At 36.5% G+C, this 20,607-nt stretch carries 22 protein-coding genes; 19 read left to right on the plus strand and 3 right to left on the minus strand.

What is annotated here, in order from left to right; genetic code table 11:
* The first annotated feature begins 12 nt into the window (after positions 1-12).
* The 6 genes from J0N78_RS11125 to J0N78_RS11150 all read left to right on the plus strand — a co-directional run bounded on the left by J0N78_RS11125 (position 13) and on the right by J0N78_RS11150 (position 5,798).
* Positions 13-1,485: a sodium:solute symporter family protein gene (locus J0N78_RS11125; protein ID WP_209123138.1), complete on the plus strand. Its 1,473-nt coding sequence runs from the start codon at positions 13-15 to the stop codon at positions 1,483-1,485.
* 312 nt (positions 1,486-1,797) lie between these two features.
* Positions 1,798-2,550 carry a transporter substrate-binding domain-containing protein gene (locus tag J0N78_RS11130; protein WP_209123140.1) on the plus strand — a complete coding sequence of 251 codons (753 nt, stop codon included), beginning with the start codon at positions 1,798-1,800 and terminating at the stop codon, positions 2,548-2,550.
* Positions 2,551-2,575: 25 nt separating this feature from the next.
* Positions 2,576-3,235 (plus strand): amino acid ABC transporter permease, encoded by a 660-nt coding sequence (locus tag J0N78_RS11135; protein WP_209123142.1) that lies wholly within the window; start codon positions 2,576-2,578, stop codon positions 3,233-3,235.
* Positions 3,228-3,950, plus strand: a complete 723-nt coding sequence (locus J0N78_RS11140) for an amino acid ABC transporter ATP-binding protein (protein ID WP_209123144.1) — start codon at positions 3,228-3,230, stop codon at positions 3,948-3,950. Before J0N78_RS11135 ends, J0N78_RS11140 begins: the two co-directional genes overlap by 8 nt.
* Positions 3,951-4,070: 120 nt before the next feature.
* Complete coding sequence (locus tag J0N78_RS11145; protein ID WP_209123146.1) at positions 4,071-5,042, plus strand: aromatic acid exporter family protein; 972 nt, start codon at positions 4,071-4,073, stop codon at positions 5,040-5,042.
* 246 nt (positions 5,043-5,288) lie between these two features.
* Positions 5,289-5,798 carry a L,D-transpeptidase gene (locus tag J0N78_RS11150; RefSeq protein ID WP_209123147.1) on the plus strand — a complete coding sequence of 170 codons (510 nt, stop codon included), beginning with the start codon at positions 5,289-5,291 and terminating at the stop codon, positions 5,796-5,798.
* 47 nt (positions 5,799-5,845) lie between these two features.
* On the opposite strand, the gene prli42 is transcribed toward J0N78_RS11150, so the two are convergent.
* Entirely contained in the window at positions 5,846-5,938 is a 93-nt protein-coding gene (gene prli42, locus J0N78_RS11155; RefSeq protein ID WP_209123149.1) for a stressosome-associated protein Prli42, read from the minus strand.
* A gap of 216 nt (positions 5,939-6,154) precedes the next feature.
* Between prli42 and mce the strand changes: the two genes are divergently transcribed.
* The 9 genes from mce to J0N78_RS11200 all read left to right on the plus strand — a co-directional run bounded on the left by mce (position 6,155) and on the right by J0N78_RS11200 (position 16,169).
* Positions 6,155-6,580, plus strand: a complete 426-nt coding sequence (gene mce / locus J0N78_RS11160; protein ID WP_209123151.1) for a methylmalonyl-CoA epimerase — start codon at positions 6,155-6,157, stop codon at positions 6,578-6,580.
* 90 nt (positions 6,581-6,670) lie between these two features.
* Positions 6,671-7,792, plus strand: a complete 1,122-nt coding sequence (locus tag J0N78_RS11165; RefSeq protein WP_209123153.1) for a M20/M25/M40 family metallo-hydrolase — start codon at positions 6,671-6,673, stop codon at positions 7,790-7,792.
* 132 nt (positions 7,793-7,924) lie between these two features.
* Positions 7,925-8,431: a MarR family winged helix-turn-helix transcriptional regulator gene (locus tag J0N78_RS11170; RefSeq protein ID WP_209123155.1), complete on the plus strand. Its 507-nt coding sequence runs from the start codon at positions 7,925-7,927 to the stop codon at positions 8,429-8,431.
* A gap of 338 nt (positions 8,432-8,769) precedes the next feature.
* Positions 8,770-10,014, plus strand: coding sequence for a DNA polymerase IV (locus J0N78_RS11175; RefSeq protein ID WP_209123323.1), 1,245 nt, complete (start codon positions 8,770-8,772; stop codon positions 10,012-10,014).
* Positions 10,015-10,328: 314 nt separating this feature from the next.
* Positions 10,329-13,136 (plus strand): coiled-coil domain-containing protein, encoded by a 2,808-nt coding sequence (locus tag J0N78_RS11180; RefSeq protein ID WP_209123156.1) that lies wholly within the window; start codon positions 10,329-10,331, stop codon positions 13,134-13,136.
* The gene (locus tag J0N78_RS11185; protein ID WP_209123158.1) at positions 13,133-13,432 is read left to right on the plus strand and encodes an EscU/YscU/HrcU family type III secretion system export apparatus switch protein; all 300 of its coding nucleotides are present in this window, start codon (positions 13,133-13,135) and stop codon (positions 13,430-13,432) included. The genes J0N78_RS11180 and J0N78_RS11185 overlap by 4 nt, the downstream gene beginning before the upstream one ends.
* Before the next feature lie 56 nt (positions 13,433-13,488).
* Positions 13,489-13,911, plus strand: a complete 423-nt coding sequence (gene fliS, locus J0N78_RS11190; protein WP_209123160.1) for a flagellar export chaperone FliS — start codon at positions 13,489-13,491, stop codon at positions 13,909-13,911.
* Between the two features lie 21 nt (positions 13,912-13,932).
* On the plus strand, positions 13,933-15,615 hold the full coding sequence (locus J0N78_RS11195; protein ID WP_209123161.1) for a flagellin N-terminal helical domain-containing protein: 1,683 nt from the start codon (positions 13,933-13,935) through the stop codon (positions 15,613-15,615).
* A gap of 116 nt (positions 15,616-15,731) precedes the next feature.
* Positions 15,732-16,169 carry a YaaR family protein gene (locus J0N78_RS11200; protein ID WP_209123162.1) on the plus strand — a complete coding sequence of 146 codons (438 nt, stop codon included), beginning with the start codon at positions 15,732-15,734 and terminating at the stop codon, positions 16,167-16,169.
* Between the two features lie 120 nt (positions 16,170-16,289).
* Here the strand turns inward: J0N78_RS11200 and namA are convergent, their stop codons facing one another.
* Both namA and cbpB read right to left on the minus strand, forming a co-directional pair.
* Complete coding sequence (gene namA, locus J0N78_RS11205; protein WP_209123164.1) at positions 16,290-17,309, minus strand: NADPH dehydrogenase NamA; 1,020 nt, start codon at positions 17,307-17,309, stop codon at positions 16,290-16,292.
* 98 nt (positions 17,310-17,407) lie between these two features.
* The gene (gene cbpB, locus J0N78_RS11210; RefSeq protein ID WP_209123166.1) at positions 17,408-17,845 is read right to left on the minus strand and encodes a cyclic-di-AMP-binding protein CbpB; all 438 of its coding nucleotides are present in this window, start codon (positions 17,843-17,845) and stop codon (positions 17,408-17,410) included.
* A gap of 428 nt (positions 17,846-18,273) precedes the next feature.
* On the opposite strand from cbpB, the gene J0N78_RS11215 reads away from it, so the two are divergent.
* The 4 genes from J0N78_RS11215 (at position 18,274) to J0N78_RS11230 (ending at position 20,592) form a co-directional block, all read left to right on the plus strand.
* On the plus strand, positions 18,274-18,525 hold the full coding sequence (locus J0N78_RS11215) for a hypothetical protein (protein WP_209123168.1): 252 nt from the start codon (positions 18,274-18,276) through the stop codon (positions 18,523-18,525).
* 80 nt (positions 18,526-18,605) lie between these two features.
* Positions 18,606-19,367, plus strand: a complete 762-nt coding sequence (locus J0N78_RS11220) for a DUF4097 family beta strand repeat-containing protein (RefSeq protein ID WP_209123170.1) — start codon at positions 18,606-18,608, stop codon at positions 19,365-19,367.
* A gap of 189 nt (positions 19,368-19,556) precedes the next feature.
* Positions 19,557-19,706, plus strand: coding sequence for a YezD family protein (locus tag J0N78_RS11225; protein WP_209123172.1), 150 nt, complete (start codon positions 19,557-19,559; stop codon positions 19,704-19,706).
* 157 nt (positions 19,707-19,863) lie between these two features.
* The gene (locus tag J0N78_RS11230) at positions 19,864-20,592 is read left to right on the plus strand and encodes a phosphoadenylyl-sulfate reductase (RefSeq protein WP_209123174.1); all 729 of its coding nucleotides are present in this window, start codon (positions 19,864-19,866) and stop codon (positions 20,590-20,592) included.
* Positions 20,593-20,607: the final 15 nt, after the last annotated feature.

The raw sequence follows: 20,607 nt of genomic DNA on the forward strand, positions 1-20,607 counted from the left end.
GAGGTGTAGTAAATGAAAACTGTTGAGTTAACAATAATGGTTGCTTATTTATTGTTCCTAGTAATTCTTGGTTTAATTACACAGCAACGAATTGCTAAGTCAAACACTAGTATCGATGATTATTACGTGGCTGGAAGAAATATAGGGACAGGTGTCAACTCATTAGCGATGCTTGCTGCGCTCGGAAGTGGTGGTTCATTTATGGCTGGAGTAGGGACGATTTGGAGCTTAGGCTTTCCATTCCTTGCGTGGATGACAGTTGGATCAATTGTTGGATTTTCAATTGCAAGTATCCTCGTTGCTAAACCTCTAAGAAACTCGCGAAAGTTTACTGTTTCAGAATTTATTAATGATCGATATGGGGGAACTTTTTTTAAAGTCGCTATTCCACTTGTTATAATAATAGGTTCAGCAATGTATTTGATGTCACAAATGAGAGCCGGAGGTCTGATTGCTTCATATGTAACTGGTTTTTCATATGAATGGGGCTTAGTAATAATTACATTAGTTTTCATTTTTTATGTATCTTTAGGCGGGATGTTAGCTGTAACTTGGACAAATATTTTACAAGGGTTTATGATGATCTTTTTAATTTTATCAATTGTAATTGCAGGAATTTACCATCTTCCGGTTGGTTGGCCTTCGTTTCTAATGGAAGCGACAGTAGCCAACCCGGCTCTCGGAGTTGTTGGAGCAACTGTACCTGTAGCAGCTTATATAGGTGCATTTATTACTTGGGCTACAGCAGTTTGTGTAACACCGCATCTAGTGATGAGAATATTTACAGCGCAAAATGCACGTTCAGCAAAACTTTCACTAAATATAAGTATGTTAATTTTTGGACTACTAATGCTAGGGGCGACATTAGTAGTTGTTCCATATGTCGCAACTTTAGAGGCAGCAGCATTACAAAATTATGCACCTGATATGTGGCTGTTGTTAATAGCCAATGAATTTTTTGGTCCAATCTTTATGGGGATCATTACTGCAGGAATTATGGCGGCTGTTATGTCGTCTACCGATGCCCTCTTATTAGCAGTAAGTAGTGCATTTGCGTATGACCTTTATAAAGGGTTTTTCTCACCCGAGGCGAGTCATAAACAAGTATTACGGGCCTCTGTTATTTTTACATGGGTGGTGGGTATAGCTGTAATGTTATTAACATTAAATCCACCTCCGTTCTTAATTGTCCTATATACTGCCGCGGTTGGTTTTATGGTTTCAGCATTATTTAGTCCGCTCGTACTTGGAATTTGGTGGAAACGTTCTACTCGCAAAGGAGCAGTCTGGTCATTGCTTGTTGGTGGAGTATCATTTATGATCCTCTTTTTAGGGTTTAGCATGCCTTATAATTCGGAAATATTGATAGCGCTACCACTTTCTTTAGTAACGATGTTCATCATATCATCGTTAGGGAAACAACCTTCACAAGAGGTTATTCGGAAGATGGATGAGTACCATCGCGAAGGGACTATAACTTTATAGGTTTTGGTATAGAGACACAAAGAGCATTGAATGTTTTGCTCTTTGTGTCTCTTTGTTATGAATAAAAATTTAATAGAAAATAGTTGAATAGGTGTTTTTCTTAAAAAAATGCTAATAATAGTATTGCAATAAAATTAAATTACTAAAAAATTTTGTCACTATTATTAATTTAATGAAGTTTTAAACAGTTATAAATGTACGATTTAATTTATAAAAAAAGCTTTTCAAATTTTTTTTGGTGTGTTAAGATACGTCAAGGTGAATAAATATTAATGAATATACAAAATTATAAGCTTATCAGGGGGATAAAAAATGAAGAGATTTTTACAATTGAGTTTAACAGCTTTAGTTTCAATAGGATTATTAGCTGGCTGCGGACAAGAAGACAAGAAAGTACTAGTAATGGGAACATCTGCAGACTACCCACCATTCGAATCCATTGATGAAGCTACAGGTGAAATTGTTGGATTTGATGTAGATTTAGCTCGCCATATTACGGAGCAATTAGGATATGAGTTTGAAGTAAAAGACATGGAGTTTAATGGACTAATTCCTGCTTTAGAAGGTGGACGTGTTGATTTTGTTTTAGCTGGTATGACTCCAAGACCAGATCGATTAGAGCGTGCAGATTTTTCTGATATCTACCATGAGGCGAATAACTTAATCGTTTCAAGAGCCGATAGTGAAATTAATACTGTAGAAAATTTAACGGGTAAAACGCTTGGTGTGCAACTAGGTTCAATTCAGGAAGAAGAGGCAGAAAGTGTACTAGCACCTGAACTAGAGGGATTACAAGTTGAAAAGCGTAATCGTATACCGGAATTAATTCAAGAATTATTAGCTGGTCGTATTGATGCTGCTATAATTGAAGATACTGTGGCTAAAGGATATTTAGAAAAGAATGAAGAATTAGCTTCTTTCTTATTACCACAGACAGAAGAAGCAGGATCTGCGATTGCTTTTCCAAAAGGTAGTGAACTATTAAATCCATTTAATGAAGAACTTAATAAAATGAAAGAGAATGGAAAATTAGAAGAGTTAATTATAAAATGGTTTGACGAATAATTGGAGAGAGGAATGAGATACGGGCATGAATTTGGATTTTAACCAAATCGTGCCCTCTATCCCTTTTATTATGGGAGGGATATGGGTCACGTTAAAATTTGTTAGTGTGTCTTTAATAATTGGTTTGCTATTAGGCACAATGCTGGCAGTTCTTAAGATTGGAAAAATAAGATTTTTAATTATTTTATCGGACATTTATACATCTATATTTCGTGGTACACCACTAATTTTACAACTATCCATTATTTATTTTGCGACTCCGCAGTTAATTGACTATAATATTTCTGCATATGAAGCAGGTGTATTAACATTTGGTCTTAACTCCGCTGCTTACATATCTGAGATTATCCGTGCTGGAATTCAGGCAGTTGATAAAGGTCAAAAAGAGGCAGCAGAAGCATTAGGGATCCCTTATAATCAAATGATGGTCAAGATTATCTTGCCACAGGCATTCCGAAATATTTTACCTGCACTTTTTAATGAATTTATTACACTTACAAAAGAATCGGCGATTGTCTCGGTCATCGGTGTAATGGACATTTTACGAAGATCTCAAGTTGTTGCTTCCAATACATTTGCCTATTTTGAACCATTGCTGATTGCAGGTTTAATTTATTATATTTTAGTAATGGGATTAACTCTCCTTGGTAAACTAATTGAGAGGAGACTAAAACGTAGTGATTAATGTTCAAAATTTATCTAAATCGTTTGGAAAGTTAGAAGTCTTGAAAGAAATTTCAGCAACGATAAATAAAGGTGAAGTTGTTGCTATTATCGGCCCATCTGGATCTGGGAAGTCTACATTTCTTCGTTGTTTAAATATGTTAGAAAAGCCAACGTCAGGTCAAGTGTGGTTTAATGATATAGAGTTAACGAATTTCAAAGCAGACATTATGAAAATAAGGCAGCAAATCGGAATGGTTTTCCAACACTTTCACCTATTTCCGCATATGACAGTACTAGAAAATTTGACGTATGCACCAATGGCTGTAAAGAAAATGGATAAGGCTAAAGCTGTTGCTAAAGCTGAAGATCTTCTGAAAAAAGTTGGTCTTCTAGAAAAGAAAAACGAATATCCGAGTCGCCTTTCGGGAGGACAAAAGCAACGGGTTGCCATTGCTCGTGCATTAGCAATGGATCCTGAAGTAATGCTATTTGATGAACCTACATCTGCTTTAGATCCAGAAATGGTAAAAGAAGTGTTAGATGTTATGAAATCCTTAACGAAAACAGGGATGACGATGGCAATTGTTACTCATGAAATGGGCTTCGCTAAAGAAGTAGCAGACCGTGTCTTTTTCTTGGATCATGGACGGCTATTAGAAGATGCACCTCCAAGTGAATTTTTTATTCAACCTAAAACTGAACGTGCGCGTGATTTTCTGCAAAAGGTTCTGTGAAATTACGGTTGTATTTTTAAAACAGCTAGCATGTAGATGGTAATTTATATTTTTTGCCTTATAATAAAAGGTGGTCATAAGTGATCACCTTTTTTCTATACTAATTGATAGGAGAACTTCATGTTTAAAATAGGGTATCGAACGTTGAAGACGGCAGTTGGAGCTGGTATCTCGATTGCGATTGCTCAGTGGTTTTCATTAGATTTTTATGTATCCGCAGCAATTCTTACGATATTATGTATTTCAGTAACGCGAAGAAGTTCATTATCGGTTTCATGGCAACGGTTTGTAGGGTGCTTATTAGGATTAGTATTAGCTTTTCTGGTTTTTGAACTAATTGGTTACCATCCAATTTCCTTAACGCTGTTGCTTTTATTCTTTATCCCTCTTTCTGTCAAGCTGAAAGTAAAAGAAGGTATTGTAACAAGTTGCGTAATCATATTACATATTTATAGCCTTGGAACAGTTTCTGTAAGCATTTTTTTAAATGAATTATACATTATCATTATTGGAATAGGCATTGCATTGCTAATGAACTTATATATGCCTAGTGTAGATAATGATTTATATAAGTATCAAAAAAAGATCGAAGAAAATTTTAAATTAATTTTAAGTGAGTTTTCAAATTACCTACGAGATAGTAATAATTTATGGGATGGTAAAGAACTTACTGAAACCTATGAATTAATACAGGATGCTAAAGATATCGCAATAAAAAATATTGAAAATCATTTATTACGGTATGAAGATCAGTATTATCACTATTTTAAGATGCGTGAAAAACAGTTTGAAATTATTGAAAGAGTGATGCCGTTTATTTCTTCATTAGATGAAACTGTCGTTCAAAGTATAAAAATATCTAGCTTTCTAGAACAATTAAGTCAAGCTGTTGGCCCATTAAATACGGCTAGTTATTTCCTTGATCAACTTGCTCAAATGAAAGAAGAGTTTCAACAGATGGAATTACCAAAAACTAGGCAAGAATTTGAGATCAGGTCATCGCTTTATTACGTTATGCATGAACTAGAAAAATACTTATTAATTAAAGATTCTTTGATTAAAAAATCGATGATAAATCAAATAAAAGAATAAGGCTCTTTTCTCAAAGATTGTTGCTTTTAGCTTTTGGACCGTAAGCCAAGCGGATGCTTGGCTCTTCACGCATAGCGTGAAGGTTTTGAAAATAAAATAGCCGTTCAGACAAATGAATTTGTCTTGAAAAGGCTATTTTATTTTCAAAAAACGGTCCAAAAGCAACAAAGTTTACGAAAACAGCCAAGAATAAAAACAAGGGGAATAAGAAAAATAAGGAAAAGAGCACATTTTGGAGGCGTTCCTATGTTTAAAACTCTTTTCTTATCTATAATACTCGTGGTCTCTCCGATTTGGCCATTAGGGGAAAACCCTCTAGTTGGGGATCCGTATATTATCGTAAATAAAAAAACGAATCAATTAGCTTATATCAATGATGGAGCTATTCAACAAGTGTATTCCGTTGCAACAGGAAAGCAGACAGACTTAACACCTGAAGGGGAGTTTATGATTGTTGTTAAAGCCCCTAACCCTTATTATCGCAAAAAAGACATTCAAGGTGGTGCTAAAGACAACCCTTTAGGAACAAGGTGGATCGGCTTTGATGCGTTAGAAACAGACGGAAGAATGTATGGGGTACACGGGACAAATATCCCGCAATCGATAGGACACTATGTGACGGCAGGTTGTGTGAGGATGGAAAATCAAAGCGTTGAAGAACTATATGAAAAAGTTCCACTAGGTACCAAAGTATTAATAATAAATACATCTGAGAGCTTTGATGACTTAGCAAGAAAAGCAGGAGCAATCGAATAAAAAAAAGAGGCTTACTCCTATAAATGAGTGAGCCTCTTCATATGAGATTAAAGCCAAAAAGCAGCTCCAGTAAGTAAACTTCCTAATACTAATGTTGCAATCATAACGTAAATGATCACTTTTTGGAATTTGCGTGACATATGAGTACCCTCCTAAAGACATACTACATTTATTTTACCTTGTATTAGGCTTTTGAACAAGGTGGTTTTTTTATGCTTATGTACGAACACTTAAACAAGTTTCTCATTGTTAACAATAAAGCAGGAAAAACGATTATGTTAGAGAATACCTAAATGATAGCACATCTAATTATGTAGTAATTTGTAAAAAAGTACTTGAATAGGAGTGGAAGTCTTATGGAAAATCTACATGCCCCGAAAAAAATTGATCATATTGGCATTGCAGTTCAATCAATAGAAAAGGCATTGCCTTTTTACACAGAGCAATTAAATTTAAAACTACTAGCTATTGAAGAAGTCGTTTCACAAGGTGTTAAAGTCGCATTCATTAAAATTGGTGAATCAAAAATTGAGTTACTAGAACCCTTACATGAGGATAGCCCCATCGCCAAGTTCATAGCTAAACGAGGAGAAGGTATTCATCATATCGCTTTAGGTGTTGAAGGAATTCAAGATCGTATAAATGAAATAAAAGAGAAAGGTATACAAATGATTAATAATGAAGCTGTAAGTGGTGCAGGTGGTGCTCAAGTTGCATTTATTCACCCGAAGTCAGCAGGTGGTATTCTTTATGAGTTTTGTGAAAAGAATAAGACGGAATAATCTTTACTATTTATTGACCTTCTTAAAAGGTGAAATTGCTGGGAAAGTATTGTACCATTTATAGTGACAATAGCAGATGGAGGCAGATAAATGATTAATGAACAACGTCTAGTTGATGAGTTTTTAGAGCTCGTTCAAATTGATTCCGAAACCAAACATGAAGAATTGATTGCACCTGTATTGAAGAGAAAATTCGAAGAGCTTGGTGTAGAGGTTATTGAGGATGATACGATCGAAAAAACGGGCCATGGAGCTGGAAATTTAATTTGTACTTTACCAGGTACAAAAGAAGGTGTAGATGCGATCTATTTTACCTCTCATATGGATACCGTCGTTCCTGGTAAAGACGTAAAGCCATCGATTAAGGACGGATATATCGTAACTGATGGGACAACGATCTTAGGGGCTGACGATAAAGCTGGAATAGCGGTCATGCTTGAAGCAATCAAAGTATTAAAGGAACAGAATATAGAGTATGGTACGATTCAATTTATCATTACAGTAGGTGAAGAATCAGGGTTGGTTGGGGCAAAAGAGCTGGATCCTTCTTTGTTAAAAGCGAAATTTGGTTTTGCTTTAGATAGCGATGGTCCTGTTGGTGATATAATCGTTGCTGCACCGACTCAAGCGAAAGTAAAGGTTGTCGTTCATGGGAAAACAGCTCATGCAGGTGTTGCACCTGAAAAAGGGATATCAGCAATTACAGTAGCCGCCAAAGCTATTTCAAAAATGCCACTAGGACGAATCGATGAAGATACGACAGCTAATATCGGCCGGTTTGAAGGTGGATCACAAACAAATATTGTGTGCGACTATGTTGCGATCTTAGCTGAAGCACGTTCACTTCTTCCAGAAAAGATGGAAAAACAAGTTGCAGCAATGGAAGCTGCATTCGAAGATACAGCAAAGGAATTTGGTACTACGGCAGATGTTGATATTGATATCATGTACCCAGGATTTAAACTTGGAGATGGTGATGAAGTAGTTGAGGTCGCAAAGCTTGCAATGACATCTATCGAACGTACACCGCGTTTATTAAAAAGTGGTGGTGGAAGTGACGCTAATATCATTGCTGGGTTTGGTATCCCAACAGTTAACCTTGCAGTTGGGTATGAAGAAATACATACAAAAAATGAGCGTATGCCAATTTCAGAGTTAGTGAAATTAGCTGAAGCTGTTGTCTCGATTGTTCAAACGGTTACAAATAAATAAAACCTATGAAGGAGTCCAAATACTTTGGGCTCTTTTCAATTTTTTGGTACACTATATTGGAAAAGTACGTGAATAAAAGTAAAATATAGTTAAATACAAAAGATTATGGTTTAGGAGAAAGGAAGGGAAAATTTGGATTATAATTCTATTCATCAAATGTTAAATTATTTTCGAGCCACATATAAAGTAGTTGATGAAGATTGGCAAAAATCTGCTCAAGAGGTTGGAATTACTCAATCAGAACAACATATGATTTGGATTATTTACTTTGAGAAAAAGGTTTCAATGTCGCAAATTGCGAAGGTTGGTTTGTGGGATTTATCCACTGTTATGCAAGTCATAAAACGGCTAAAGACAAAAGGTCTTGTACAAACAATAAAAGACGAAAATGATTTACGGATCTCATATGTAATGTTAACGCCAGCAGGAGAGGAAAAACGAAAGGAAACTTCAGAATTTTCATACCGGTTTTCCGAATATATTATGGATTATTTAAACCATAATGAAGAACAAAGGAAAAGGTTAGAAGGTGCATTCCTATTTGTTAAAGACTTTTGTAAGCATTACCATGGGCATGATTTTGTTCAATGGGTAGAAAGAACGAGCAATTCAAGTAAAATTAGTGAAGACGAACAATGAAGTAAAATATAAAAAAACGTTCGGTATATGATTGGAACTCTCCACCTCGCCTGATAATATAGTTAAGGCTCATAAATATGACATAGAAGGTGACCGGACTATGAATAAGTACGATGTATCATAGGAGCAGGACCAGCCGGTATTTTTACAGCATGTGAACTATTAAACTTAAATCCTAACTAAGAAGTACTACTAACAGATAAAGTATAGGTGATATCCAAACGGGTGTAGGTTGAATAAAAACTTGCACTCGTTTTTATTTACCTTGTTAAACCTTGTGGCAAATTATCGGAGGATGGAATCTCATGATCGATTTTAATTTATAATTATTACAGGTGATGATTTTGAAAAGACAAATTATCTTTCATATTGATATGAATTCGTTTTATGCATCAGTGGAAGCAGCTTATGATCCAAGTTTACGAGGAAAGCCTGTAGCGGTTGCTGGGAATGTAGAAGAAAGACGAGGGATTGTTGTAACTTGTAGCTACGAAGCGAGGGCAAAAGGAGTAAAAGCAACGATGCCTGTTTGGCAAGCGAAGCGTTTGTGTCCAGACTTGATCATTAAAGCTCCTGATTTTACAAAATATCGGTCAGCATCCTTACAAATGTTTGAAGTTCTTCGTGAGTATTCCCCATTGGTCGAACCGGTATCAATTGATGAAGGCTACATGAACATGTCCCATTATGAAGGAGCTGAACCTCTTCAAAAAGCACAAGATATTCAAAGACGTTTACTGGAGCACTTAATTTTACCTTGTAGTATTGGCATAGCTCCTAATAAGTTTCTTGCTAAGATGGCAAGTGAAATGAAAAAGCCTCTTGGTGTTACAGTACTAAGAAAACGAGATCTTTCTACTAAGCTTTGGCCCTTGCCATTACTGGAAATGCATGGTATTGGTGAAAAAACGGCTACGAAGTTAAATCAACTTGGTTTAAAAACAATTGGAGATTTAGCTCAATTCGACTCTTCTGTACTTAAAGAACGACTTGGAATTTATGGTCAAAAATTAGTAGAGCGGGCCAATGGTATCGATGAACGTCAAGTCGATCCAGACTCTGTCTCTGATTTTAAAAGCGTTGGAAATTCAGTTACATTGCCGGCAGACACGATTAATCACGTAAAAATTAAAACAGTGTTTACTAATTTAGCGCATGAAGTAGGGAGAAGGTTAAAGATAAAAAAAGTTTGTAGCGAAAACATTCAGATTACAATTCGGTATCGTGATCGAAAGACCATTACAAGGAGCAGGAAGCTAACAAGTCCGGTTCAAACGAGTGATGACATATTAGAAGCAGCACTTTTCCTTTGGAGCAAATATTGGAACGGAGAACCGATACGTCTACTCGGTATTACAGCGATGGATTTAATAGAAGAGTCTCAAGCCTATAAACAACTGGATTTATTTTCATATAAAGATGATGAGAAAAAGTGGAAGCTATCAAAAACAGTAGATGAAATTCGAACGAAATTTGGCCAGCATTCACTTTTAAAAGGGGGACAGATAGGAGAAGAAAGAAGTGAGCAACTACGGGATCAGAAAACACGCGGAACGAGTCTAGATAAAGATTTTCTAAAGTGAGTGCGGGTGACTCATAAGGGTTTGAGCTACTCGTTTAATCCAAAATATAGTTGCTAGTAGTTATTAAATTTTTAATATTTGGCTGTTTTCGTAAACTTTGTTGCTTTTGGACCGTTTTTTCAAAACCTTCACGCTATGCGTGAAGAGCCAAGCATCCGCTTGGCTTACGGTCCAAAAGCTAAAAGTAACAATCTCTGAGAAAAGAGCCTAATATTTATATTGTTTTCTCTATCAACTCTCCAAAATTTGTTCATAAACCTTTTTGTAAGTTGTACCGATATTAACGATAGAGATAATGTCCGGGAGTGAACAAGATGCAAATTACAAACCAATCAACAAATACTGCTAATCAGCCATCAGATCGTCCGTTAAATTTGCGTGAAGGTGAAGTTTATAGAGCAACTGTTAAAGAGCGCCTAAAGGGAAATGGAGCTATACTTCAAATCCGTGGTCGAGAAGTTCATACAAGGTGGGAAGGGAGTGTGCCATCTGGAGATCGAGTAACGATTCAAGTAAGTGATAATAGACAAGATATTCCTGTCGTTCGCTCGCTTGGAGACGATCGAAGTGGGTTAACTACTCAGCAAGAGGATCATAAAGGTATAAATCATGTCCTACGAAACCTTGGAGCAACCCAATTGCCGACACCCGAGTTACGTCAAGCCGCCCAAACGTTACTCGACAAAGGAGTTCCTTTAACAAGGGAAGCAGTTCAAGAGCTACAGCGATACTTTAATTCTAATCAGGGGACGAGAGAACAGCGGCAACAAACGATCCAAGCGATGGCAAATAAAAAAATAGAAGTAACTCCTTCCCAAGTGCAAGCTGTCCATGAAGCGCTACATGGTCGCTCAATTGGCCATGTTTTATCTGATATTGCACGACAAATCGACTCGAACCTAAAGTCTAATGAAGAGGCTGAAAAGGCTGGACAAATTAGAGAGCAGCAAGCAAGGGACGCTGTTCGTAGCTTTGAACAGCAACAGCGTAGCGAATTTGGCCAAAAAGGATCTGTTGCGAGCAACGAAGCAGCTAGTAATGCCAGTCGAAAGCAGCCTACAGAAAATGTAAGTAGTGCAGAGCAACGACAAGTATCAGGTCATCGAGTAAGGGATCAAATACGCCAGTTACGTGATCAGGTTCTACGAGAAGCAAATATGCAACGAGTGGTAGAACAAGTCCGGCAACGAGTGGTAAACAACCCCGTGATAGAGCGTGATACAGCACAATCGGTTCAAAAAGCTAATCAAGAAGCAAAACAACTCTTACAAGTAAGTCAAGACCGGATGGCTCAATCTCTCCAAGCAATGGAAAGACAGCTTACAAACCAACCAAGAACTGAAGAAAATATTCGATCACACGAAGCGATCCGTGAAGTGAGAGAACAGCTCGGGCGTGAACAAAATACCCAAAGAAGTTTAGAGCAACTTCGAAATCAGACTTCCAATCAGAAGATTGATCGAAGTATCCAAGCCCAGGTAGAGAGAGTGATTAGTCAAACCGAGCAAATCGAAAATGTTGCACGAGAACGGTTATCACAAGCTTTACTAAATGCTGAACATGCAACAGCAAGGTCTGAAGCAGCTGGGGTTAACCGACAAGAACAACAAACAAGTGTAAACCTTCAAGGACAGCTCAATGATCAGCGTCTAAGTGAAGCTATTCGACAAATGCAACAACTCCTCCAAAAAGAAGCGAATATAGAACGTGCAATTGAACAAATGAAGGTACAAATTAATCAAAATTCAAATAGTGATATACAAATCGTTAATAAATTGAATCAAGCTACAGAAGAAAGTAAACAGCTACAAAACCAAGGAAGAGAAATGGCGGCCAGGCAGCAATTAATGCAAGTGCTAACCGAACTTGAACAACAAGCAGTCGCTAAAGAACAAACACAGATCACAGAAGTTGCTAGACAGTCTGCTGAGCAAAGTCATTATATAAACAATGAACAATTCCAGACGAGCGTTCAATTAAATAGTAAAGATATAGCGGTAACGACAATTACTGAAAAGTTAGCACAAGCTGCGGTAGATTTTAAAAATCTTCAACGGGAGATTACGAGACATCTAGATGTGGCAACTCGTCTCATTGACCAATATAAAAACCAAGCACAGCATCAAGCAAAGCCTTTATTAGAAACAACAATAAAAAAGCTAGATAACGCGATCTTAAAAAGTGAAATGATGTTATTAACAGATATGAAGACAGAAAAAAGGTTAATGCAAGCTAGTAGTCAATTGGCAGAAGCAAAAAAATTACTTTCCAAAGGTCAACATCAAGAAGCAAATCGAATCGTTCAAGACGTGAAAGGGTTAGTTGAACGCTTGCAATTTAAACCGTCTGAAACAAAAGTGATGCATTTTATTAATAATGATAGACAGCTACTTGACACTAGGACTCCTAATCAACATGTTTTAAACCAATTGAACGAGATCGTAAAGCCTATATATGGTCAAGAATCATCGGCGCGACAAGCTTTTGAGATGGTCCGAAACCTAGGCTTGAACCACGATAGTGAACTAGGAATGCTACTAGCCAATTCTCGTGAACAAGTCGAGCAAGAGGCAAATCAGCGAAACTTAAAGGCAGCATTAATGACCTTAATGAAAGGAGAAGAAGAAAATAGTCGACTCAGTCAACAAGCGAATCAAGCGTTAAATAATTTAACTGGTCAGCAACTGCTTAGTAAATCAGATCAAGGAAATCTTCAAAGTATGTTTTTTAATCTACCATTTTTACTAGAGGAGCAAGTTGAAAATCTACAAGTTTTTGTTAATTCAAGAAATGAAGGTCAGCAAGTTGACTGGGAAAACTGTAATTTATACTTTTTAATAGATACTCCTAAATTAGGTGAGGTCGGTATTATGGTTTCTGTTGTTGATCGAAATTTATCTGTTACGTTGAAAAACAATCAACCAATGTTCCAAACGAGAATGGAACCACTTGTGGATCATTGCGTTAATAAGATTAAAGAAATTGGCTATAACGTAAATGGAATTAAATATACAAAATTAACAGCAGATGAAAAACAATCCTCTCCATCAGAAATAAATGATGCTTCGAAACAAACACAGCAACCTATTTTTACAGAGAAAGGTTTTGATTTAAAAATATGATGGTATCCAAACACTTTAATCATAAACAACGACGAGTCACAAATGGGCAAACGGCAGCTGTTATTCAGTATGACAAGGAAGAGGGAGGAGCTCCTAAAGTCGTTGCTCAAGGAAAAGGTGATATAGCTAATCAAATTATTAATCTAGCAAAAAAAAATAATATCCATATGCAAGAAGATCCATTACTAGTAGAAAATTTATTGGATATGGATTTAGGAGATAACATTCCTCCGCAGCTGTACTCAGTTATGGCAGAAATATTACTTCTTATAGAAGAAATGGAGAAAAAGTATTAAACAATAGTAGGTATATGTCGATAAAAAAAGTAGAAATATGGGAGTGGGGTGTAGTCTTGACACAAATTTTGACGAATGAAGCACTTCATAAAAAATCTCCACAAGAAATAACAGCATTACTTTATGAAGCATGCTATAACAATCTTGAACTAGCAATAAAAGCAATTGATGATAAAGAATTTACAAAAGCAAATGATTTCCTCCAAAAAGCTAACGATATTATTTATCGCCTTGGTGGAGGAATTAATTACGAAGCTGGAATTGTAGCTGACCAGTTAGATAGCATCTATAACTATATGGCCGACCAACTCATTCAAGCAAACTATACAAAAAACGCTGAGCTAGTAAAAGTAGTTCTAAACCTCTTAACTGAAATTATGACCGCTTGGAATCAAGCGATGAAAAAGAATACCGACATTCAACCGAAAACGATAAAACAGAAGGCCAATGCTTACGAGCAAACGTCAATTTACGAATAATAGAAGGGAAGTACACGTTGCATGAAAATTAACAATAACATTCAAGCACTCAATGCATATCGTAACCTTTATCAAAATCAATTTAATACATCAAAAAATTTAGAAAAGCTTTCATCAGGACTTCGTATTAACCGTGCAGCTGATGATGCAGCAGGTTTAGCGATTTCAGAGAAGATGCGATCACAAATCCGTGGTCTTAAACAAGCTGAACGTAACGCTTTAGACGGGATTTCATTAATGCAAACATCTGAAGGGGCAATGCAAGAAGTACATACGATGCTTCAACGTATGCGTGAGTTGGCAGTCCAAGCGGCAAATGATACGAATACAACGTATGACCGCGATCAAATTCAAAAAGAGATTGAGCAATTAAAGCTAGAGATTAATAGCATTTCAGAAAAAACGGAATTTAATACTCGGAAATTACTAGATGGGTCTAGTGCTGTTTTAACGGTTATTGATAGAAATCAGCACTTTGCTAATTTAGTTGGATCACCGAAAGTAGTTAATGCTAATTTAGAAACTGGACAATATCAAATCAATGTTAGTGATGTTGAAATTGTTAAAGATGTAAAGCAGCCATCCGCAGGATTAGGATACGATAAAAATGATATTACATTTGCTTTGCCAGAGTTGGGGCAACAATTAGGTGAATATAGAGTTGAAGTTCGTGATTATTATCGTAATGATCAAGAGGGAATTAGAAATGCAAGAATTTCAGTATTTGGACCGGATGGGTTGCCTATTCAAACAGATAAATCAATTACTGTAGGACCTGGTGCAGACTCAGTAGAAGTAGGCGGATTATTGATCGATGCATCTAAAATTGATAGTGCTGGTACAGTAAAAGTATCAATGGAAGCAAAGCTAAATGCTTCAGCGATGAAAGATGGTCAAGAATACGCAGCACTTAGAAATCATGTAACAAACAATGGAAAATTAACGCACGGTGGGATTGAGTATACATTCAATAGTGATATTTCTTCAAAATTCACTGCAGTAGTTTCACCTACAAATACAATAGAAGTTGAAATTGCAAGTGAAGGTAACCCTCCAGGAGCGGTAACTCCAAGGTCAATTTCTGTAGAGCAATTATTAGGTAAGCTTGGAACAGAGTTTAAAGATGCAAAAGTATATACTGCTTATGATCCAGACAATCCAGATAATAACCTAGTGACAGAAGATACATTATTTAATGATGACCAGGCATGGACGATTGTAGCAAATGGACGAGAGTATGGACCTGTTAATGTAGATCAAACTGCAAGCGAAGCAGACTTCATTCCTGCAACTGACTTTAATGTAACGAATAACGCCCTAGCTTTTCAAATTGGCCCTAATACGAACCAGCAAGTCATGATCGATATTCCGCGTATGGACGTTGTAACACTTGGTATTGAAACGATCGATGTAACGACGCATGAGGGAGCTAATAGTGCTATTTTTGCATTAGACCAAGCGATTAATAAAATTTCGGAAGCCAGATCAAAACTTGGTGCTACACAAAATCGTATGGAGCATACGATCAACAACTTACAAGTAACGCATGAAAATTTAACAGCAGCTGAATCTCGTATACGTGATGCGGATATGGCACTTGAGATGACGGAGTTTACGAAGAATAATATTCTTAACCAATCGGCTACTGCGATGCTTGCACAAGCAAATCAGTTACCACAAGGTGTACTTCAATTACTTCAATAATGGATAGGTGTGGAGACTTGGCCAATTTTGACCAAGTCTCCATGTTTCTTGGACTTATTCATTTTATAACCGTATGATAAAATAAATAAAGACTTTTAAGTGAAGGCGGGAATTACATGGATGTTCAGAGGATTGGAAGAGCCAATTTAAATAAAGTCGAGCCAAAAAAACAAGGTCCGACGGCTTCCGTTTCTTTTTCTGAAGTGATGGGGAAACAACGGGATGAAAAAGCATATGAACGGATCAATCAATTGATGCAAAAAATTGATGATCAAGGAAAAGTGTTAGCTGATACTCGTACAGTAGATGAGTTACGCAAATATAAAGCGCTTATTAAGGAGTTTATGGAAGATGCGGTAGAATTGGGTCTTCGCTTAGAGGAAAAACGTGGATTTAACCGGCGTGGCCGAACGAAAGTATATAAAATCGTCCAAGAGGTTGATCGTAAGCTTCTAGATTTGACGAATGCCGTTTTAGATAAACAGAAAAAAGGCTTAGAAATTCTAGATATGGTGGGAGAAATTAAAGGACTGCTCGTCAATATATATGCATAAAAATAGGATTGGAGTTTTTTAAATCCAATCCTATTTTTAACTTAGTAGTGTGTACTATGTTAACTCTACATAAAAAAGTGCGACAGCGATTTGCCGCACTATTAAGACGAATAAAATTGATTAAACCCAACCACGCTCGTATTGTTTTGGTGGAGTGATGTTCGTGTTCAGCGCTTTTGCTGCCTGTAATGGCCAATAAGGATTTCTTAATAACTCTCGTCCAATAAAAATGAGATCTGCTCGCCCGTTTTGTAAGATTTCCTCTCCCTGAAGACCTGATGTAATTAAACCAACAGCCCCCGTTTTAATATTGGCTTTGCTTCGAATTTGATCGGCGAAAGTGATTTGATACCCCGGATAAGGTTGAATCGGAACGGCCACAACTCCGCCACTACTTACGTCCACTAAATCTACACCTTGATCCTTCATCCGCATAGCAAAATAGATAAAATCCTCGATTTCGTTTCCACCTTTAGTATATTCATTTGCTGATATTCTTACAAACAATGGTCCATTCCAAACGCTATTGATCGAATCAATGATTTTTTCGAGAAAGCGATAACGATTTTCACGACTTCCACCAAATTGATCTTCACGATGATTTGTTAATGGTGATAAAAATTCGTTGATTAGGTAACCGTGTGCACCGTGAATTTCTATAATGTCAAAACCAGCATCTTTTGCTCTCATTGCTCCCCTTTTAAATGCCTCAATTGTTTCATTAATCATATTTTCGTTCATTTCAATGGGGGTGTTCATTTTTTCATTAAAAGCAAGTGCAGTTGGTGCAATCGCTTCACCGTCAGCCATCGCCTTGCGACCAGCGTGTGCCAATTGAATCGCTGCTTTTGAACCGTACTGGTGAATTTCATCAACGACTTTTTGTAATCCATCAATTTGCTCATCGCTCCAAATCCCAAGGTCCTGATTTGAAATACGCCCCTCTGGTGTGATAGAAGTGGCTTCAAGCATAACCAACCCTGCACCACCTATCGCTCTACTTCCGTAATGAGTGAGGTGAAAAGGTGTAATTTTTCCATCATCATTGGCAGAATACATGCACATTGGTGACATCACGATTCTATTATGTAATGTAACATTCTTTATCGTAATAGAAGAAAATAATGCTGTAGTGGTCATTTTAAATCCCCTTTCTTTTGATGTAACAAAATTATTTTACCATTCTATTGAAATAAAAATAAACTGATCGACCTTGTAGGTGACCAGTTTATCCGACATTATTTTTGAAGGTAACGATTAATTAAAGCTAAGATCGATCTCCTTGTCAAAATACCTATAAAAGAGCGATCATCATCAAGTATACATATAAATGGGTGATTAATAGACATCGCCAATGCTCTAGAAAAGGTAGAGTTTTTATTAATCCAAGGTATCTTTTCTTCCATTACATCTTCCACACGCTGCTCATTCAGTCGTTCTAATTCAAATCGTTCAAGTCCGAGAATGGAATCCAAAATTAATGCTTTACTTATTTGTCCATGTAGTTTGTATGAGGAGTCCAGAACAGGAATCGCAGAGTAACCAGATTTAATTAGAACGAGAAGGGCATGCTCAAGAGGGTTTCCTAATTGGACATGAGCAACTTTATCGGCGGATATCATTAATTCTTTAATTTCATTATCCATAATATTACTATTTTTTAGCTTCTGTAGCATGATTAGCATCACTTCTTCTCTATAAAAATTGTAAATACGAAGTAATTGTGCACAATTCAATACTAGGGGGAACAGAAAATTTTGTCAAGAACAACGGAAAACGCTCCAATGATTTATTATATGTATGTCAAGGGTTGACTGATGAATACTAAACATGATTTGCAGCTAAGTCAGGCCAATATAGTTATATTTTCCTTATGTTAACTTTGTTCCCTTAATGATGCTAAACATTTTTAAAAATAAGGGAGTATAAAATTTCGAAGATGTCTATCTTCAGGTATCATCGGCTCGAGGTCGTTTCGGTCCAGCGCTTGTCGCCGATAAGGCAGACACCTTCCGCTTATCTTAGCTATAATAAGCAGTTTTCGTTTGAAAATCGCTAAAGCTGGTCAGACTAGATGAAAAGTTGAAAAGTGAGCTGAACGTCAATGCATACAAAACAGACGGTTAAGTATATTTGTAAGCAATATCCATCTGGAAACTGCTATTATTATAAACAAGAAATTATCACCCATGATTCGTGGGAGAATATTAAGTCTTTAACCTGGTCAGCGCCAAGACCAATTACGAAAGAAACGTTCCTGAAAAGAGAAAAAGAAGGATTTCGAACAGAAGTTATCGTTATGAATAAGCAACCAGCAGAACTAATAAACTTTTTTGACCTTGTAAAAAGACGCTAAGTTTTCACTGTACACGTAATGTGTCATGTGGTATTGTATTGCCGTTATGATAAAGGTGAAAGAAGGGTATTTATAAAAAAATGAAAAAAATTGGTATTTTAGTTGTAGTATTTATTTCTCTATTTTTAGCTGGCTGTAATTTAAAAATGGTTCAAGTAGATCAAGAAATCACATTGAATGCATCTGAGTTGCAAAGTGTGATGATGGATTTAGATGAAGGAGAAGTCGAAATTATTGGTGAAACTCGGGATGATATAAAAGTGATCGCTACATTTGCATCAAGAAGTGAAGAAGAAGAGCTTGCACAGGAGTTTCAAGAAGAGAATATGACGATATTATTAGATCAAAAAGGAGATCAAGCCCATTTAATTACAAACATAGATCGTGACAATCAGTCTACTATCGAGGCGCGAATTCATATTAAGGCTTTTATCCCAAAGCATCTTGAAGTGGTTATAAACCATGATGGGGGCAATTTAAGGTTAAGCGATTTGTCTAGTTCGTTAATACTTAACCAAGGTGCAGGGAAAATGAGCGTTGAAAACTTTGAAGGGAATCTTTCAATTACGGATGGGACAGGTGCTTTAGAAATATTGAATACTTTAGGTAATATTACTATTAATAACAATTCAGGGGCTGTTCATATTGAAAATAATACGGGAGACGTGAAATTAATAAGTGGCACTGGAAAAATTAATATTGAAAGAATAACGGGAATGGTTCAAATTCGAAGCGGTTCAGGATCAATTTATGTTGATCAAATTGAAGGAGACGTAACGATTTTAGAAAATCGTAGTGGTTCAGTCGAAATTACAAATGTATCGGGTGAAATTAAGCAATAAATAGTTGGCTCATGATGTGTCAGCTGCATCCATTTTTTTATTGGATGTGGGTGGCACTTTCATTTGGAGTCAGCTTTTTTATTTTTCTAAAAAGTTGGTTGACACTATGGTGGAAGATGGATATAATGCTATTAAACATATAAATCTGATGAAATTACAAGGAATTAAAATTTTAGGGAGGCAGAGCCGATGGGGAAAAGAAATGAACAGGATCTAGAGCAAGTATATGAAAAAATAAAGCTCCTCCTCAACGATTTAAAGTACGGCTCAATCACTATTGTCGTTCAAGATGAGAAAATTATTCAAATTGAAAAAAATGAAAAGATCCGCTTGAAATAATACCCAAAAAAATAGCTGACTAGAAAAACTAGAGGCGTCGTTCAGTTTCGTTTATCAATTGCTGAATGCCGTCTTTTTTTATACGGAATAAGTCATGTCGTTAGATGTCTTGTTTAAAGTGAAATTTTTAATATTCAAGGGAAGGGGAAGTGTAGGAATGGTAACTTTTCAAACGGTTTCTGAAAAAGAAATACAACATTTAAATGAAGAAGTACTAAAGGGTAAGGACACGCTAGATGTTTTAAAGTGGGCATACGAAACGTATGGAGACCAATTAGTGTATTCCTGTAGTTTCGGAGCGGAGGGAGTAGTGTTAATTGACTTAATTAGTAAAATCAAACCTGATGCAACAATCATTTTCCTTGACACTAACTTTCATTTTAAAGAAACGTATGAACTGATTGATAAAGTAAAACAGAAGTATCCTAGGCTAAATATTCAAATGATCCAGCCTCCACTTACTGTAGAGAAGCAAAAAGAGGAGTACGGTGATAAGTTATGGGAGCGAGATCCTGATCGTTGCTGTCAATTGCGCAAGCTTGAACCATTAGAAAAGGAGCTTTCCAAGTACTCAGCTTGGATTTCGGGGTTACGCAGAGAACAGTCTCCAACAAGAAGAAATACACAATATGTCAATATCGATCATAGGTTTAATTCCATAAAAGTATGTCCACTTATTCATTGGAAGGAAGATGAGGTTTGGATGTATATCAAGCTTCACAACCTACCATATAACGAATTACATGATAATAACTATCCAAGTATTGGATGTTTTCATTGTACTTCTCAAGTAGCTGAAGGAATGGACCCTAGAAGTGGTCGGTGGGCGAATACACAAAAAACGGAGTGTGGACTACATCTTTCACTAGATAGTTCCAATCTATAGAAAAAATAACGATAA

It is taken from the genome of Alkalihalobacillus sp. BA299 (genome assembly GCF_017745675.1).
GTDB lineage: Bacteria > Bacillota > Bacilli > Bacillales > Bacillaceae_F > Alkalihalobacterium.

Coding starts and splice junctions, on each gene's coding strand:
- J0N78_RS11125 (WP_209123138.1), top strand. CDS start 13: ATGAAAACTGTTGAGTTAACAATAATGGTTGCTTATTTATTGTTCCTA.
- J0N78_RS11130 (WP_209123140.1), top strand. CDS start 1,798: ATGAAGAGATTTTTACAATTGAGTTTAACAGCTTTAGTTTCAATAGGA.
- J0N78_RS11135 (WP_209123142.1), top strand. CDS start 2,576: ATGAATTTGGATTTTAACCAAATCGTGCCCTCTATCCCTTTTATTATG.
- J0N78_RS11145 (WP_209123146.1), top strand. CDS start 4,071: ATGTTTAAAATAGGGTATCGAACGTTGAAGACGGCAGTTGGAGCTGGT.
- J0N78_RS11150 (WP_209123147.1), top strand. CDS start 5,289: ATGTTTAAAACTCTTTTCTTATCTATAATACTCGTGGTCTCTCCGATT.
- prli42 (WP_209123149.1), bottom strand. CDS start 5,938: ATGTCACGCAAATTCCAAAAAGTGATCATTTACGTTATGATTGCAACA.
- mce (WP_209123151.1), top strand. CDS start 6,155: ATGGAAAATCTACATGCCCCGAAAAAAATTGATCATATTGGCATTGCA.
- J0N78_RS11165 (WP_209123153.1), top strand. CDS start 6,671: ATGATTAATGAACAACGTCTAGTTGATGAGTTTTTAGAGCTCGTTCAA.
- J0N78_RS11175 (WP_209123323.1), top strand. CDS start 8,770: ATGATTTTGAAAAGACAAATTATCTTTCATATTGATATGAATTCGTTT.
- J0N78_RS11180 (WP_209123156.1), top strand. CDS start 10,329: ATGCAAATTACAAACCAATCAACAAATACTGCTAATCAGCCATCAGAT.
- J0N78_RS11185 (WP_209123158.1), top strand. CDS start 13,133: ATGATGGTATCCAAACACTTTAATCATAAACAACGACGAGTCACAAAT.
- J0N78_RS11195 (WP_209123161.1), top strand. CDS start 13,933: ATGAAAATTAACAATAACATTCAAGCACTCAATGCATATCGTAACCTT.
- J0N78_RS11200 (WP_209123162.1), top strand. CDS start 15,732: ATGGATGTTCAGAGGATTGGAAGAGCCAATTTAAATAAAGTCGAGCCA.
- namA (WP_209123164.1), bottom strand. CDS start 17,309: ATGACCACTACAGCATTATTTTCTTCTATTACGATAAAGAATGTTACA.
- cbpB (WP_209123166.1), bottom strand. CDS start 17,845: ATGCTACAGAAGCTAAAAAATAGTAATATTATGGATAATGAAATTAAA.
- J0N78_RS11215 (WP_209123168.1), top strand. CDS start 18,274: ATGCATACAAAACAGACGGTTAAGTATATTTGTAAGCAATATCCATCT.
- J0N78_RS11220 (WP_209123170.1), top strand. CDS start 18,606: ATGAAAAAAATTGGTATTTTAGTTGTAGTATTTATTTCTCTATTTTTA.
- J0N78_RS11225 (WP_209123172.1), top strand. CDS start 19,557: ATGGGGAAAAGAAATGAACAGGATCTAGAGCAAGTATATGAAAAAATA.
- J0N78_RS11230 (WP_209123174.1), top strand. CDS start 19,864: ATGGTAACTTTTCAAACGGTTTCTGAAAAAGAAATACAACATTTAAAT.